Genomic DNA, 15,446 nt, shown 5'->3' on the forward strand with positions numbered 1-15,446 from the left:
CCGGCACACCTTCCACCGTCCTGAGGAGGACGACCCATGGGCCCAGCCGACCCCGCCGCCGCGGACGTACCGCACCCGACCGTCCCGCCCGAGGGGGTGGACGCGTCCCCGGAGTGGGAGAGCGACCGCCTCGACCTCGGCGCGTATCTCGCGCGCTGCGGCTACGACGGGCCCGTCACCCCGTCCACCGAGGCCCTGCGACTGCTGCACCGCGCCCATATGTCCACCTTCACCTTCGAGAACGTGGACATCGCGCTGGGCCGCCCGGTCTCCCTGGCCCTGCCCGACGTGGCCCGCAAGATGGTCGGGGCGGGCCGGGGCGGCTACTGCTACGAGACCAACCTGCTGTTCGCCGCCGCCCTGGACCGGTTCGGGTTCGCCGTCACCCGGATGCTCTCGCGCATCCGGGAGGGCAGCGACCGGCGCCGCTTCCGCTCCCACACCTCCCTGCTGGTACGCGCCGCGGACCAGCGGGACACGGTCTGGCTCGCCGACCCCGGGTACGGGTACGCCGGGCTGATCGAGCCGCTCGCGCTGCGGCCCGGCGCCCGGCAGGAGATCGCCGGCTGGCACTGGCGGCTCGGCCGGGACGACGGTCACTGGGTGCTCCAGATGGCGTCCGGCGAGGGCTGGTTCGACCTGTACGCCTTCCGGCCCGAGCCGCAGTACGCGGTGGACTTCCAGGCCGCGCACTACATCAGCTCCACCCGCCCCGGGTCGCCGTTCGTCGGCCGGCTCGTGGCCCAGCGCGGCGGCGAGTCCGCCCGGTACCGGCTGCGCGACATGGTCCTGACCACGGACCGCCCCGGCGGACACACCGAGACGGTACGGCTGACACCGGCCGGGACGGTCGACGCCCTGCGCACGGTCTTCGGGCTGCGGCTGGACGAGCGGGACGCGTGCGAGCTGCGCGCGTTCCTGGCCGCGCGGGACGGGGACGCCGCCGACCGTGCTCCGGGGGCCGCCGTCAGGGCCTGACGTACACCTCCACACCCCGGCGGACGCGCTAGCTGCGTCCGCCGGGGTTCGGCGTGTGCGCGGCGGGGCGCGGGCGGGGTGTGGCGCGGGCGGGGTGTGGCGCGGGGACGTGGCGCGGAGACGCCTGCCGGTGGCGCGATTGGCGATGGTGCGCCTGCCGGTGGTGCGAGGACCGGTGGCGCGAGTACCGGTGGCGCGAGTACCGGTGGTGCGCCTGTTGGTGGTGCGAATGCCGGTGGTGCGCCTGCCGGTGAGGCAAATGCCGGTGGTGCGCGTGGCGGTGGGGCGGACAGCGGTGGTGCGCCTGTCGGTGAGGCGAATGCCGGTGGTGCGCCTCCCGGTGGTGCGCCTCCCGGTGGTGCGCCTGTCGGTGAGGCGAATGCCGGTGGTGCGCGTGGCGGTGGGGCGGACAGCGGCGGTGCGTCTACCGGGGGCGCGAATGCCGAGGGGGTGCATACCGGTGGCGCACCCGCCGTCGCCGGGGCGCCTGCCGCCGGACGCCTGCCGGTGGTGCGCACCCTTGCACACCCGCCCTCCGGCCTGACGGCGTGCTCAGGGGTGCCGTACGCCGCCCCGGCGCAGGGTCGTGGCACGGCTCCCGGTGCGCGTCCGGGCGGCGTCCCTGTCCCCGGCCGGCCCGGCTCCCCGGACCCCCCGCCCCCCGCCGCCCCTTTCCCCTCAGCCGGCGCGCCCCGCGCAGAGGCGCGGATTCCGGTAGACGCCTCCGCGCCCTGGTACGCCGGTAGTCCGGCGTGCAACTATCTATCTCAGATGAATTGGTGACGGTAAATTGACGTTCCCCGCATACCCGGGTGGAAGCACTCCGCTTCCTTCGCTTCCGTCTCCGTTCCGCGTCCGGCGCGCCCGTCCCCTCCCCGCGCCGCATTCCCCAGCAGCGGGCTTGTCATCCGTGCCCTCCTCCGGCTGACCAACACTGTGCTCGGTGCACCTGTGCACCGGATCGCGTCGCCTGCATCGTGGAATGGGTCATTAATTGGAGCGCCGACGAAATGAGAGCCTGATGGTGGGCAATGTGACCGTGGCGGACGCGGGGCTGCTCGCGGACGTCGACGACGTACGCGCCGGCTCCTTCGCATCGCCGGACGTGCTGCTGGACGAGTTCAGCTCGGCCCTCTTCGCCTCACTGGCAAGAAGTGACCAGCGCCACAAAGCGTCGACCTATCTCCGGGGTCTGCTGGGGGCCAAGGGGCGCAAATCGATCAGGAACGTCGCAGCCCATGTCGGCGGGGCCACCACCGAACAGAGCCTGCATCACTTCATCTCCGACTCCACCTGGGAGTGGACCCCGCTGCGCCGGGCGCTCGCCCGGCACATGACCAGGGTGGCACCGCCGCAGGCGTGGGTGGTGCAGCCCATGGTCATACCGAAGGCCGGTGAGTACTCGGTGGGCGTGGACCGCCAGTTCTTTCCCTCGATGGGGCAGGTAATCAATGCACAGCAGGCGGTGGGGGTGTGGGCGGTCGCGGAAGAATACTGCTACCCGGTGAATTGGCAGTTACATCTTCCGGCCTCATGGCTGGCCGACAAGAACCGTCGTCATCGCGCCCTCGTTCCGGAGGGAACTCTGCCGGAAACCCTAGGGGAATCCATGGTACGGGCCTTTCGCGAGGTGATCCATGAGTGGGGACTCCCGGCCCGTCCGGTGGTGATGGAATCCCTGGACGGCGACCCGGGCTCCGTGCGCGGTGCTTTCCGTGCCGCGCGGATACCCGCACTGGTGAAGATCGGAAGCACCTTCAAACTCATCGACCAGGCATATGACCGAGGAATTCTTCCGGCCCGGCATCTCATGAATCAACTGCATCACCCGCGCCGCCCGGTGCACCTGCCGGGCCGTACCCCGGGCGGTCCCGGAACCCCCGGGGTCGCCGCCGCGGCGAAGGTGCGGCTGCCCGGACGGCTCGCCCGGCACCAGGATCTGCTGCTGCTCGGCACCGGACCGCGCGGCGGCCCCTGGCCGGGGGAGCTGTGGCTGACCAACCTGCTCCACGCGGCGCCCTACGAACTGGCCTGGCTGACCGGACTGCGCGGGCGGGTCGACCACGCGGTCACCTCCGTCGCCGACCGGGTGGGTGTGCGGGACTACACCGGCCGGTCCTACAACGGCTGGCACCGGCACATCACCATGGCCTCGGCGGCGTACGCGGTGGCGATGCTGAGCGGCTGAGCGGACCCCGTGCGCCCCTGATGTCACATCGGCCGCGACCCGGCGCTCAGTCCGGGCGCGAGCCCCCCGACGCCGGGGCGACGGACGGCAGCGTACGGGAGAAGTGCAGGGCCGTGATGGACAGACCGCCCGCGTGGTAGAAGCGGTGGGCGCCGTGGTTGGTGACCCCCGAGTCCAGTTCGACCCGGGCGCAGCCCGCCGCGCCGCCGCGCCGCTCCAACTCCGCCATCAGCCGGCCGCCGACGCCCCGGCCGCGTGCCGTGGGCGCGGTCACCAGGTCGTCCACGAACAGCACCCGGCCCCGGCTGGTGGCCAGCACCCGATGGGTGGCGACGCCCAGACAGCCGCCGTCCGGGCCGTGCGCGGCGGTGATCACCAGCCCCTGACCGTGGGCCTCGGTCACGAACTCCCGGAACGCCGCCGCCTCCAGCCCCGGACGCAGCACCCGCACCAGGGGAGCGACGTCGGAGTCCATCCGGGGGTCGGCGGGCCCGATGTCCGAGAAGGTCATGTCCATGACCACCCAGCCTAAACCCGCCGCGGGCCTCCGCGCATCAGCCCCGCACAGCGCGCACCACCCCGCACACCGCCCCCGCGCAACCCCGCACACCGCCCACGCGCAACACCGCGCACCGCCCCCGCACGCCGCCCCCGCACACCGTCGCCCCGCCACCCGAGTGGACCTGACACATCACCCCGCCGGTGGCAGACGCGCCCCGTGCCCGCTTGCCAGAATCCAGGGCCATGTTCGCTGCCTACATCGAAGAGTTCGGTTCCCCCGACACGATCCGCTGGGGCGAACTGCCCGCACCCCGGCCCGGCCCCACCGACGTCCTGGTCGACGTCGAGGTCGCCGCCGTGAACCATGTCGACACGTTCGTCCGGTCCGGCGCCTGGCGCACCCCGGTCCCGCTGCCGTTCGTCATCGGCCGCGACCTCGCCGGGACCGTCGCCGAAGCCTCGCCCGGCGCCGTCGGCTTCCACCCCGGCGACCGGGTGTGGTGCAACAGCATGGGCCACGCGGGCCGTTCGGGAGCCGCCGCCGAACAGGTCGTCGTCCCGGCCGACCGGCTCTACCACCTCCCGCCCGGTGTCGACCCGGCCGCCGCCGTCGCGGTGGCGCACCCGGCGGCCACCGCCCATCTCGCGCTGTTCACCCACGGCCGGCTGCGCGCCGGGGAGAGCGTCGTCGTCCTCGGCGGCGGCGGGAACGTCGGCAGCGCCCTGACCCTGATGGCCGCGCGCGCCGGAGCCCGCGTGGTGGTCACCGCGAGCGCCCGGGACACCGACCGCTGCCGGGCCCTCGGCGCCGACCAGGTCATCGACTACCGGGCCCCCGACGTCACCGCCCGGCTGCGCGACGCCTGTCCGGGCGGCGCCGACCTGTTCCTCGACACCACCGGCACCAACGACCTGGAGACCGCCCTCGGCCTGCTCGCCCGGCGCGGCCGGATCGTGGTCCTCGCCGGGATGGGCACCCGGCCCGTCCTGCCTGCCGGGGCGCTCTACCTCGACGACCACACGGTGACCGGCTTCGCCATCTCCCAGGCCACCGTCACCGAACTCGCCGACGCCGCCGCCGGACTCAACCGGCTGCTCGCCGACGGCTCCCTGCGCCCGCCCGCGATCGTCGCCCTGCCCCTCGAACGGGCCGCCGAGGCGCACCGGCTGCTCGAATCGGGCGCGGTACGCGGGAAAATCGTGCTGCACACCACCATGGAAAACAAAACACCCTGAGGGACCTGACGGACCCTGGGGTCATTCCTTGACCGGCCCCCCGGCGCACAGCAGGATTTTCCCCATGAGTGAATCAATCGTCGACAACACCCCGCTTTTCGAACTCGACGCCGGAATCGACGTCGACGCCACACCGGAGCAGGTCTACGCGGTGGTGAGCGATCTGCCGCGCAGCGCCGAATGGAGCCCGGAATGCCTGGGCGGTGAATGGATCACCGGTGAACCCGCCACCGTCGGCGCCGTGTTCCGCGGCGAGAACCTGCGCAGCGAGTCCGTCGTGGCCTGGGCCCCGCTCATCCGCGGCACCTGGTTCACCGAGGCCAGGGTGGTCGCGGCCGAGCCGGGCGCCACCTTCCGCTGGATGATGCTCTCGCACGCCCAGGAGGACCAGGAGTCGGTCTGGGGCTTCGACGTCGCGGCCACCGAAAGCGGCAGCCGATTGATCCACCACTTCCGCATGGGCAAGGCGACCGCCGGTATCCGCAAGATTGTCGCGGACCTCGACGAGGCCGAGCGGGTGAAATTCATCAACGAATGGACCGCCAAGCTGGAATCCGACCTCGATGTGACGCTCAAGCGCATCAAGGACGTCATCGAAAAGCACTGAGTCCGGTCTCGGTCAGCGGCGTGAAAAAGGTGGGCACATGCTTCTCCAGCGCATAGGGAACAAAGGAATACGGCTCGGCACGCTCTTCGAGCGGGCGGCGGCGAAGAATCCGGCGAGTCTGGTGGTCCTCGACCACGATCTCGACATCGCCCCGGACTTCGCCCGCCGCTCCACCCTGTCCGAGGTGGCGTCCCTGGTGGACGACTTCGCCTCCCGGCTGTGGGCGGCACGGGTCCGCCCCGGCGAGCGGGTCGTCGTCCACAAGAGCGACGGCTTCGACATCACCCTGCTGGCCTGCTCGGTGGTGCGGATCGGCGCCGTACCCGTGCTGCTGTCGTCCAAGCTGGACGGCGCCACCGTCGCCGAACTGCTGCGCCGGGTCGACCGGCCGCATCTGATCACCGATCAGGCCAAGCTGGACGACGAGCTGCCCGAGGAGGTGTTCGCCCTCACCGAGCAGGTCCTGCTGGCCTCCGGCGACCATCCCCGGGCCACCCCGCTGGAGCGCTTCGCCGGGGTCAAGCGGGTCGAGGCGGTCACCATGGCCCCCGACCACCCGACCCTCATCACCCACACCTCCGGCACCACCGGAACCCCCAAGCTCGCCGTGCACACCGGCCACACCTTCCAGGCCCGCTACCGGCCCCAGGCCACCGTCGCCCGCGCGATATCGCGCAGCGAACCCGTCGCCGTGCATGTCTCCTTCGTGCACTCCCGGATGTTCACCGCGATGCCCATCGCGATCCTCCAGGGCCATCCCCTGATCATCCTCAAGGACGACGAGCCGGAGTCCGTCGCCGAACTCTTCTCCCAGGTGCCGCCCGGTCTGATCGAGGCGCACCCCAACACCTTCCTGCGCTGGGAGGTGCTGGCCGGCGACCCGCGCGGACCGCTCGCCCACGTCAAGTGCTTCAGCTCCACCTTCGACGCCATCCACCCGCGCACCGTGCACAAGATGCTGGGCGCCTCCCGCCGCAGGTCGCCGGTGTTCTGCCAGATGTACGGGCAGAGCGAGGTCGGCCCGATCGCCGGGCGCACCTACTCCGTCAAGCGTGGCGCCGACGCCGACGGCCGCTGTGTCGGCTCGCCCTTCTACGGGATGACCGACGTCCGGGTGGTCAGCCGGGACGGCAAGCCGCCCACCAAGTCGTCACCCGGCTACATCGAGGTGCGCAGCGACGGACGGATCGTCACCTACCTCGACGAGCACCCGCGCTGGCAGCAGCAGGTCAACGACGGCTGGTGGCGGATGGGCGACATCGGCTACCGCACCAAGTGGGGCTGTCTGCATCTGCTGGACCGCGAGGTCGACGAGATTCCCGGCGTCGAGTCCACCCTGGAGATCGAGGACCGGCTGTTCGCCCGGGTCGAGGACCTGGTCGAGGTCATCATCATCCCGGGCACCGACGGCCGCCCCGTGCCCGTGGTGTGCACCCGTGACGACAAGCCGCTCGACCGGGTCCGCTGGCAGTCGGCCGTCACCGGACTGCCGCCCATGGCCGAGCCCGTGCAGTGGCGCCTCGAAGACCTCCCGCAGACCGCCACCACCAAGATCAAGCGTCTGGAACTGGCCCGCCGTCTCGCCGAGGGCCCCGGCACCGCCGCCGCGGACACCCCCGCGCCCGGCCCCGGCGAGGACTCCCCGGCATGACCACCGGCCACCGTCGGGCGGTGGCGCCATGAGCCGCCGCCCGTCCCGCTGGATCGAGGGCTGGGACCCCGAGGACACCCAGGCATGGGACAACGGGGGCGCCCGGATCGCCCGCCGCAACCTCGCCCTGTCCGTGCTCTCCGAACACATCGGCTTCTCCATCTGGTCGCTGTGGTCCGTCCTGGTCCTCTTCCTCACCCCCGAGAACGGCTTCACCTTCACCGCCGGGGAGAAGTTCCTGCTCATCGCCGTGCCGACGCTGGTCGGCGCGGCACTCCGGCTGCCCTACAGCCATGCCGTGACCCGCTTCGGCGGCCGGAACTGGACCGTCTTCGCCTCCCTGGTCCTGCTCGTCCCCACCACCCTCGCGCTCTACGCCGTCCACCACCCCGGCGCCCCCCTGTGGCTGTTCCTGCTGGCCGGGGCCACCGCCGGGGCCGGCGGCGGGAACTTCGCCTCCTCGATGACCAACATCACCACCTTCTTCCCGCAGCGGAAACAGGGCTGGGCCCTCGGCCTCAACGCGGGCGGCGGCAACCTCGGCGTCGCCGTGGTCCAACTGGTCGGCCTGGTCGTCATCGCCACCGCGGGCGACACCCACCCCAGCCATGTCATCGCCGTCTACCTCCCGCTCATCGCCCTCGCCGGAGTCCTGGCGGCCTGGAAGATGGACAACGTCGACGCGGTACGCGGCGCGCCCGGCGCCCAGCGCGAGGCCCTCACCAGCCCCGACACCTGGTGGATCGCCCTGCTCTACATCGGCACCTTCGGCTCCTTCATCGGCTACGGCTTCGCCTTCGGTCTGGTCCTCCAGCACCAGTTCGGCGCCACTCCGCTCGAAGCCGCCACCTTCACCTTCCTCGGCCCGCTCCTCGGCTCGCTGGCCCGCCCCGCCGGGGGCCGACTCGCCGACCGGTACGGCGGCGCCCGGGTCACCCTGTGGACGTTCCTCGCCATGGCGGCCGGCACCGCGGCGCTGCTCGCCGCGTCGGCGGGCGGCGGCTCCTTCGCGGGGTTCGTCGCCGCGTTCACCGTCCTGTTCGTGCTCAGCGGCGTCGGCAACGGATCGACGTACAAGATGATCCCCACCGTCTTCGCGCTGCGGGCCGAGCGGGAGGTGACGGACGGTCAGGACGCCGTGCGGGCGCTGGCGCGGGCGCGGCGGCTGTCCGGCGCGGTCATCGCCATCGCCGGGGCCGTCGGCGCCCTCGGCGGGGTCGCCATCAACCTCGCCTTCCGCGCCGCGGGCGGCTCCCTCGCCCCCGCCCTGTGGTCCTTCCTCGGCTACTACGCCCTGTGCATGGTCCTCACCTGGGCCGTCTACCTCAGACGCCGGCCCCGCCCGGCGGACGTGACGGCCCCCGCACCCCGGCAGGCCACCCGTGTCTGACCGCACCTCCACCCACTGCCCCTACTGCGCCCTCCAGTGCGCCACCCTCCTCGCCCCCGGCCCCGCGGGCACCCTCACCGTGGAACCCGACCCCGACTTCCCCGTCAATCAGGGCGGGCTGTGCCAGAAGGGCTGGACCGCCCCCGCCCTGCTCACCACCCCCGACCGGCTGCGCACGCCGCTGCTGCGAGGACCCGGCGGACGGCAGTGGGTCACCGACTGGGACACCGCCCTGGACACCGTCGCCGAGCGGCTGCGCGCGATCCGCGAGCGGTACGGCCCGGACGCCGTCGCGGTGTTCGGCGGCGGCGGACTCACCAACGAGAAGGCGTATCTGCTCGGCAAGTTCGCCCGGCTCGCCCTCGGCACCAGCCAGATCGACTACAACGGCCGCTTCTGCATGTCCTCGGCCGCCGCCGCGGCCACCGCCGCCTTCGGCACCGACCGGGGACTGCCCTTCCCGGTCACCGACCTCGCGGCCTCCGACGCGGTGCTGCTGGCCGGTGCCAACCCCGCCGAGACCATGCCGCCCCTGATGCGCCACCTCACCCGCGCCGCCCTCGTGGTCGTCGACCCGCGCCGCACCCGCACCGCCGCCCAGGCCGCGCTGCACCTCCAGCCCGTGCCCGGCACCGATCTCGCCCTGTTCCTCGGCCTGTTCCACCTCGCCGTCGCCGACGGCCACCTCGACCGGACCTACGTCGACACCCGCACCCGGGGCTTCGAGGACGCCTGGGGCCGGGCCGTCACCTGGTGGCCCGAGCGCGTCGAACGCGTCACCGGCGTCCCCGTCGCCGACCAGTACCGGGCCGTACGCCTGCTGGGCGGCGCCGAGCGGGCCCATCTGCTCACCGGCCGGGGCGTCGAACAGCACACCAAGGGCACCGACACCGCCGCCGCCGTCATCAACCTGGCCCTCGCCCTCGGGCTGCCCGGCCGCCCCGGCAGCGGCTACGGCGCGCTCACCGGGCAGGGCAACGGCCAGGGCGGACGCGAACACGGCCAGAAAGCCGACCAGTTGCCCGGCTACCGGCGGATCACCGACCCCGCCGCCCGCGCCCACACCGCCGCCGTCTGGGGCGTCGACCCCGACACCCTGCCCGGCCCCGGCCGCAGCGCCTACGCGCTCCTCGACGCCCTCGGCACCGAGAACGGCCCGCGCGCCCTGCTGGTCCTCGGCTCCAACCCGGTGGTCTCCGCGCCCCGCTCCGCCCGGGTCACCGCCCGGCTCGCCGCCCTGGACCTGCTGGTCGTCGCCGACTTCGTGCCGTCCGAGACCGCCGCGCTCGCCCACGTCGTGCTGCCCGTCACCCAGTGGGCCGAGGAGGAGGGCACCACCACCAGTCTGGAGGGCCGCGTCCTGCGCCGCCGCCGCGCCCTCACCCCGCCGCCCGGCGTCCGCACCGACCTGGAACTCCTGCACGGCCTCGCGGTCCGCCTCGGCCAACCCGCCGACCGCTGGCCGACCGACCCGCGCGCGGTCTTCGAGGAACTGCGCGCCGCGTCCCGCGACGGCACCGCGGACTACGCCGGTGTCAGCTACGAACGCCTCGACCGGGGGGAGGCACTGCACTGGCCGTGCCCGGCGGACGCCGACCTGTCATCGGCCCCTGACAGGTCGCCCGAGTCACCCGAGCCCCCCGAGCCACACGGTTCCTCAGGACCACCGCACCTCCACCCCGGCACCCCCCGCCTCTTCCTCGACCGCTTCGACCACCCCGACGGCCGCGCCCGCTTCGCCGAGGTCGAGCACCGCGACCCCGCCGACGTGCCCAGCCCCGCCTACCCCCTGTACGCCACCACCGGACGCGTCCTGGCCCAGTACCAGTCCGGGGCGCAGACCCGCCGCGTACCGGAGCTGAACCAGGCGGCGCCGGAGGCGTTCGTGCAGATCCACCCGGACACCGCCGCCCGCGCGGGCGTCACCGAGGGCGCGCTCGCCGCCGTCCGCTCGGCGCGCGGCACCACCGTCGCCCGGGTCCGCCTGGACGGCACCCTGCGCCCCGACACCGTCTTCCTGCCCTTCCACTACGGCGGCCGGGGCCGGGCCAACCTCCTCACCGGGGACGCCCTCGACCCGCGCAGCGGAATGCCCGAGTTCAAGGTGAGCGCGGTCCGCGTGGAGCCGCTGACCGGGCCCCGGGCGGAGCAGACATGACCCCCACCGCCGCCGCGTCCGCCGTCGTCGTGGTCGGTGCCGGACCCGCCGGGCACCGGCTCGTGGAGCGGCTGCGCCACCACGGCCACCACGGTCCGGTCACCCTCCTCGGCGCCGAACCCGTCCCCCCGTACAACCGGGCCCTGCTCACCTCCGTCCTCGACGGCACCCTCACCCCCGACGCCCTCGCCCTGCCCCGGCTCCCCGGCGACACCCGGCTGCTCACCGGCGTCACCGTCCGCCGCCTCGACCGCCTCCGGCGTCTGGTGCACACCGACGACGGCGCCGCCCACCCCTACGACGTCCTCGTCCTGGCCACCGGCGCCCGGCCCCGCCACCCCGGCGCGCCCCGCACGCTCACCGGGACCCCCGCGCCCACGTCCCGCCCCGGACCGGCGGCCGTCGTCGGAGGCGGCGTCCACGGTGTGGAGACGGCCCTCGCCCTGTGCCGCGCCGGACGCCCGGTCACCCTCGTCCACCCCGGCCCGTACCCCCTCGGACGGTTCCTCGACGCCACCGCCGGGGCGCTGCTCGCCGGGCGGCTGGCCGCCGACGGCATCACCCTGGTCCCCGGCCGCAGGGCCGTGGTCCAGCGCGGGGGAGCGCCCGCCGGCCTCGTCCTGGACGACGGCGGGACCGTCCCCGCGTCCACCGTCCTGCACTGCACCGGCGCCGCCCCCCGCACCCGGCTCGCCCGCGCGGCCGGACTCGCCGTCCGCCGTGGTGTCCTGGTCGACGACACGCTGCGCACCGACGACCCCCGCGTGCACGCCCTCGGCGACTGCGCCGAGCACGACGGGCGCGTCCTCGCCGGGCTCCTGGCCGCCTTCGACCAGGCCGACGTGGTCGCCCGGATCGTCACCGGCGGCCCCGCCCGCTACCGGCCCGCCCCCGTCCAACTGCGCCTGAAGGCGCCCGGCCTCGACCTGGCCGTGCTCGGACCGCCCGGCGCGACCGGCGACGAGACCGTCGTCTGCGCCGACCCGGCACGCGCCCGGTACGCCCGGCTCGTCCTGCGCGCGGGCCGGGTGGCCGGGGCGCAACTCCTCGGTCTGCCGCACGCGGTGGCCGCCCTCACCCGGCTCCACGACCACGCCCTGCCGGTCCCGGAGGGCCGCCTCGACCTGCTGCTCGGCCGTCCCGCCGACACCGGCGCCGCCCCGGTGGACCTCCCCGGCACGGCCGTCGTCTGTGTCTGCAACGGCGTCACCAAGGACGCCCTGCTGGCCGCCTGCCGGGGCGGTGCCCGCGATCTGCCCGCGCTGGCCGCCGCCACCCGCGCCACCACCGGCTGCGGCGGCTGCGCCTCCGACGTCCGCCGGATCTGCGGCGCCCCGCCGACCCCGGCGGCGGCATGAGCGCCCGCACCCTGGTCCTCGCCGGGTACGGCATGGCCGGCCACCGCCTGCTGACCACGCTGCTCGCGCTGGACCACGCCCGCGCCTGGCGGATCGTCGTCCTGGCGGAGGAACCCCGCCCCGCCTACGACCGGGTCGCCCTGACCTCCTGCCTCACCGGCCGCCGCGCGGACGACCTCGCCCTGCCCGCTCCCGGCCAGCCCGACCGGGTCGAGCTGCGGCTGTCCACCAGGGTCACCGCCGTCCAGCGCGCGGCCCGCACGGTGACCACCGCCGACGGCGAGCGCATCGCCTACGACGCGCTGGTCCTGGCCACCGGGTCGCGCCCCTTCGTCCCCCCGGTGCCCGGCCACGACCTGCCCGGCTGCTTCACCTACCGCACCCCCGAGGACCTCGACGCGCTCCGCGCCGCCGCCGTCCCCGGGCGGCCCGGTGTCGTGGTGGGCGGCGGACTCCTCGGTCTGGAGGCGGCCGGGGGGCTGCTGGCCCTCGGGATGCGCCCGCATGTGGTGGAACTGGCGCCCCGTCTGATGCCGCTCCAGACCGACGACGGCGCCGGGGCCGTGGTCGGCGAACGGGTGAGCGCTCTCAGCGTGCGGGCGCACTGCGGGCGCGGGGTGCGCGCGGTGACCGGACCGGGCGGACGCCGGGCCCGGACGGTCGTCCTGGACGACGGCACGGAACTCCCCGCCGAACTGGTCGTCTTCGCCGCCGGGGTGCGTCCGCGCGACGAACTCGCCGCTCCCGCCGCCCTGGCCGTCGGTCCGCGCGGCGGTTTCCTGGTCGACGGGCACTGCCGCACCGCCGACCCGGCCGTCTGGGCGATCGGCGAGTGCGCCGCCGTCCGGGGCCGCTGCCACGCGCTGGCCGATCCCGGCCGGCGGATGGCGGAGGCGGTGGCGGCCCGGCTGGTGGGAGGGGACGCCGATGCCTTTCCCGCCGCCCCGGACCTGTCCACCCGGCTGAAACTGCTCGGTGTGGAATTGGCCAGTTTCGGAGACCTCCATGCCACGACCGACGGGGCGGTGACACTGGCGCGAACCGACCACCCCCGCCGCACGCACACCCGGCTGGTGCTGGCCGCCGACGCCCGCACCCTGCTCGGCGGTGTACTGGCCGGAGACGTCCGGGCCTTCCCGGTTCTACGCAATCTGATGGGACGTCAACTACCCTTGTCGCCCGAGCGGTTGCTGGCCGGGGCGGGAGGGAGCTGACGCAAAACCTTTTCTCCGGAACGCCCTGTTGTCGGTCCCCCGCCTGTCCAAAAATCATGTAAAGTTCAAGCAAGATCGTATGTGTATGTGCCGTGGTGAAGAACCATGAGGGCGCCTGGCGGGTGGGACCTTCGCTCCCGCACGCAGGTGGGTGACCCGCTGGTCACCACGCACACCTGGGACAAGCAAGAGCGGGCCGGGACCACGGGGGGACGGAGCTCTTCATGGCGGCGATGACGGACGACTCGAACGCGGACGCACTGGCCGTGCTCGCACTGCTGGCGGACGCGGCACCGGAGGAAGCGGTGGAAGGACTGGTCACCGCCGCGCAGTCGGCGGGCGTGGGCACCGAGCGGTTACGCGGTCTGCGGGGCGCCGAACGCCTGGCCGCCCGGGTGCACGCCCGGTTCCGCCAGGCCGAACGGCGCGAACTCGGCCTGAAGACACTGGCCGAATCCGCCCGTGACCTGATGCTCGCCGCCGACCTCGGCGCCCTGCTGGACGTGCTCACCGCGCGCACCCGGCAACTGCTCATGGTCGACCTGGCCTTCGTCGCCCTCTTCGACGAGGGCGGCTCGTCCGCCGCCGTCCGCAGCGTCGACGGCAACATATCCAGCGCCCTGGTCGGCCTGCGGCTGCCCGCCGCCACCCGGCTCGCCTCCAGCGCCCTGCCCGACTGCGCCCCGGTCTGGACCCTCGACAGCCTCGCCGACCCCGCCTTCAACCCCGACGAGACCACCGACGCGTTCCTGCGCCAGGAGGCCGTCACCACCATGCTCGCGGTGCCGCTCAGCCGGAAACACCGCATCGTCGGCGTGCTCTACGCCGCCCACCGCACCACCCGCCACCTCACCGTCGACGAGGTCTCCCTCGCCAACTCCCTCGGCGAACTGGCCATGGCGATGTACGAGCGGCTGCGCGAGCACGAGCGGATCGTCGCCGACTTCGCCGTCACCGAGCAGTTCACCGCCCGCGCCGAACGCGCCATGCGGGAACTGACCGAACTGACCACCATGCAGGACCGGGTGATGGGACGGCTGCTCAGCGGCATGGACCTCACCGCCTTCAGCACCGAGATCGCCCGTGAACTCACCGGCGCGCTGCGCATCTACACCCATGACGGCCGGGTCGTCGCCCGCGCGGGCGAGATGCCCGACACCTACGACGACGGCACCGCCATCACCGAGGCGTGGACCTCCCGCGAGGCCCGGCAACTGGACGACGGGAGCTGGGCCGTGCCCATCGCCGCGGGCGACGAACCCCTCGGCACCCTCGTCCTGTACCCCGACCGGCCCCTCGACGGCTTCCGGCGCCGAAGACTCTCGCTCATGGCCCAGGCCGCCGGGGTGATGCTGATGGTGTTCGACGCCAAGGCCACCGTGCTCACCGCCCAGCGCAACGAACTGCTCACCGATCTCATCTCCAGCGACGGCCGGGCCGTCGGCCGCCTCGGCAACCGCGCCCACAATCTGGGCATCAACCTCAGCCTGCCGCATGTCGTCGTGGTCGCCCGCGAGGCCGACCGGGACATCCAGGGCTTCTGGGCCGCCCAGTACTCCCGCCGGGTCGGCGGACTCTCCGCCACCTTCGAGGACACCACCGTCCTCATCCTCCCCGGCGAGGACGCCAGCATGGCCGCCAAGACCGTCCATGAGGACCTCGTCCCGCTGGCGGGCGGCGAGGTCACCGTCGCCGCCGCCGGACCCACGCGCGGCCTGGACACCGTCCGGGACATCTATCTGGAGGCCCGCCGCTGCCTGGACGCCATGGCCGTCCTGGGCGCCAACGGAAGCGCGGGTTCCGCCCGCGACATGGGCTTCCTCGGCCTGCTGCTCTCCGACGAACGCGACACGGAGGGCTTCGTCCGCTCCGTCCTCGGCCCCGTCATCGACTACGACTCCGAACGCCGTACGGGCCTGATCCCGACCCTGGAGGCCTACTACGCCATGGGCGGCTCCCCGACCTACGCGGCCCGTATGCTCCACGTCCACCGCAACACCGTCGAACGCCGCCTGGAACGCATCACGGAGATGCTCGGCCCCACCTGGCAGCAGGCGGACCGGGCGCTGGAGATCCAGCTCGCCCTGCGCATCCGCCGGATGCGCGAGGCACTGCGGCCGTAGGGCGGGTCCCGGGCTCGCGGGGCGTCCGGCGCGGTGGCGGGG

Annotated in this window: 11 protein-coding genes; 10 read left to right on the forward strand and 1 reads right to left on the reverse strand. The window is 73.8% G+C overall.

Annotation, left to right across the window (positions count from 1 at the left end; all coding sequences use genetic code 11):
- The first annotated feature begins 36 nt into the window (after positions 1-36).
- Together AB0D49_RS20310 and AB0D49_RS20315 are read left to right on the forward strand one after the other, a co-directional pair.
- Complete coding sequence (locus AB0D49_RS20310; protein WP_362759021.1) at positions 37-978, forward strand: arylamine N-acetyltransferase; 942 nt, start codon at positions 37-39, stop codon at positions 976-978.
- Positions 979-1,999: 1,021 nt separating this feature from the next.
- Positions 2,000-3,166, forward strand: a complete 1,167-nt coding sequence (locus AB0D49_RS20315; protein WP_362759023.1) for a transposase — start codon at positions 2,000-2,002, stop codon at positions 3,164-3,166.
- Positions 3,167-3,212: 46 nt separating this feature from the next.
- Here AB0D49_RS20315 and AB0D49_RS20320 read toward each other — a convergent pair whose 3' ends face one another.
- Positions 3,213-3,683: a GNAT family N-acetyltransferase gene (locus tag AB0D49_RS20320; RefSeq protein ID WP_362759025.1), complete on the reverse strand. Its 471-nt coding sequence runs from the start codon at positions 3,681-3,683 to the stop codon at positions 3,213-3,215.
- 227 nt (positions 3,684-3,910) lie between these two features.
- Here AB0D49_RS20320 and AB0D49_RS20325 point away from each other — a divergent pair, with 227 nt between their 5' ends.
- The 8 genes from AB0D49_RS20325 to AB0D49_RS20360 all read left to right on the forward strand — a co-directional run bounded on the left by AB0D49_RS20325 (position 3,911) and on the right by AB0D49_RS20360 (position 15,404).
- On the forward strand, positions 3,911-4,903 hold the full coding sequence (locus AB0D49_RS20325) for an NADPH:quinone reductase (protein WP_362759026.1): 993 nt from the start codon (positions 3,911-3,913) through the stop codon (positions 4,901-4,903).
- A gap of 64 nt (positions 4,904-4,967) precedes the next feature.
- Positions 4,968-5,510, forward strand: a complete 543-nt coding sequence (locus AB0D49_RS20330; protein WP_362759028.1) for an SRPBCC family protein — start codon at positions 4,968-4,970, stop codon at positions 5,508-5,510.
- Between the two features lie 37 nt (positions 5,511-5,547).
- Positions 5,548-7,161 carry an AMP-binding protein gene (locus tag AB0D49_RS20335; protein WP_362759030.1) on the forward strand — a complete coding sequence of 538 codons (1,614 nt, stop codon included), beginning with the start codon at positions 5,548-5,550 and terminating at the stop codon, positions 7,159-7,161.
- A gap of 28 nt (positions 7,162-7,189) precedes the next feature.
- Positions 7,190-8,551: a nitrate/nitrite transporter gene (locus AB0D49_RS20340; RefSeq protein WP_362759032.1), complete on the forward strand. Its 1,362-nt coding sequence runs from the start codon at positions 7,190-7,192 to the stop codon at positions 8,549-8,551.
- Positions 8,544-10,709: a molybdopterin oxidoreductase family protein gene (locus AB0D49_RS20345; RefSeq protein WP_362759034.1), complete on the forward strand. Its 2,166-nt coding sequence runs from the start codon at positions 8,544-8,546 to the stop codon at positions 10,707-10,709. Before AB0D49_RS20340 ends, AB0D49_RS20345 begins: the two co-directional genes overlap by 8 nt.
- The gene (locus AB0D49_RS20350) at positions 10,706-12,067 is read left to right on the forward strand and encodes an FAD-dependent oxidoreductase (RefSeq protein ID WP_362759036.1); all 1,362 of its coding nucleotides are present in this window, start codon (positions 10,706-10,708) and stop codon (positions 12,065-12,067) included. Before AB0D49_RS20345 ends, AB0D49_RS20350 begins: the two co-directional genes overlap by 4 nt.
- Positions 12,064-13,281: an FAD-dependent oxidoreductase gene (locus AB0D49_RS20355; RefSeq protein ID WP_362759038.1), complete on the forward strand. Its 1,218-nt coding sequence runs from the start codon at positions 12,064-12,066 to the stop codon at positions 13,279-13,281. The genes AB0D49_RS20350 and AB0D49_RS20355 overlap by 4 nt, the downstream gene beginning before the upstream one ends.
- A 224-nt stretch (positions 13,282-13,505) precedes the next feature.
- Positions 13,506-15,404, forward strand: coding sequence for a helix-turn-helix domain-containing protein (locus tag AB0D49_RS20360; RefSeq protein WP_362759040.1), 1,899 nt, complete (start codon positions 13,506-13,508; stop codon positions 15,402-15,404).
- Positions 15,405-15,446: the final 42 nt, after the last annotated feature.

It is taken from the genome of Streptomyces sp. NPDC048290 (assembly GCF_040652095.1).
In the GTDB taxonomy this organism is placed as follows: Bacteria; Actinomycetota; Actinomycetes; order Streptomycetales; family Streptomycetaceae; genus Streptomyces.

Excerpts from the sequence above, each read along its gene's own strand:
- AB0D49_RS20315 (WP_362759023.1), top strand. The coding sequence starts at position 2,000 with ATGGTGGGCAATGTGACCGTGGCGGACGCGGGGCTGCTCGCGGACGTC.
- AB0D49_RS20360 (WP_362759040.1), top strand. The coding sequence starts at position 13,506 with ATGGCGGCGATGACGGACGACTCGAACGCGGACGCACTGGCCGTGCTC.
- AB0D49_RS20355 (WP_362759038.1), top strand. The coding sequence starts at position 12,064 with ATGAGCGCCCGCACCCTGGTCCTCGCCGGGTACGGCATGGCCGGCCAC.
- AB0D49_RS20320 (WP_362759025.1), bottom strand. The coding sequence starts at position 3,683 with ATGGACATGACCTTCTCGGACATCGGGCCCGCCGACCCCCGGATGGAC.
- AB0D49_RS20325 (WP_362759026.1), top strand. The coding sequence starts at position 3,911 with ATGTTCGCTGCCTACATCGAAGAGTTCGGTTCCCCCGACACGATCCGC.
- AB0D49_RS20310 (WP_362759021.1), top strand. The coding sequence starts at position 37 with ATGGGCCCAGCCGACCCCGCCGCCGCGGACGTACCGCACCCGACCGTC.
- AB0D49_RS20330 (WP_362759028.1), top strand. The coding sequence starts at position 4,968 with ATGAGTGAATCAATCGTCGACAACACCCCGCTTTTCGAACTCGACGCC.
- AB0D49_RS20350 (WP_362759036.1), top strand. The coding sequence starts at position 10,706 with ATGACCCCCACCGCCGCCGCGTCCGCCGTCGTCGTGGTCGGTGCCGGA.
- AB0D49_RS20335 (WP_362759030.1), top strand. The coding sequence starts at position 5,548 with ATGCTTCTCCAGCGCATAGGGAACAAAGGAATACGGCTCGGCACGCTC.
- AB0D49_RS20340 (WP_362759032.1), top strand. The coding sequence starts at position 7,190 with ATGAGCCGCCGCCCGTCCCGCTGGATCGAGGGCTGGGACCCCGAGGAC.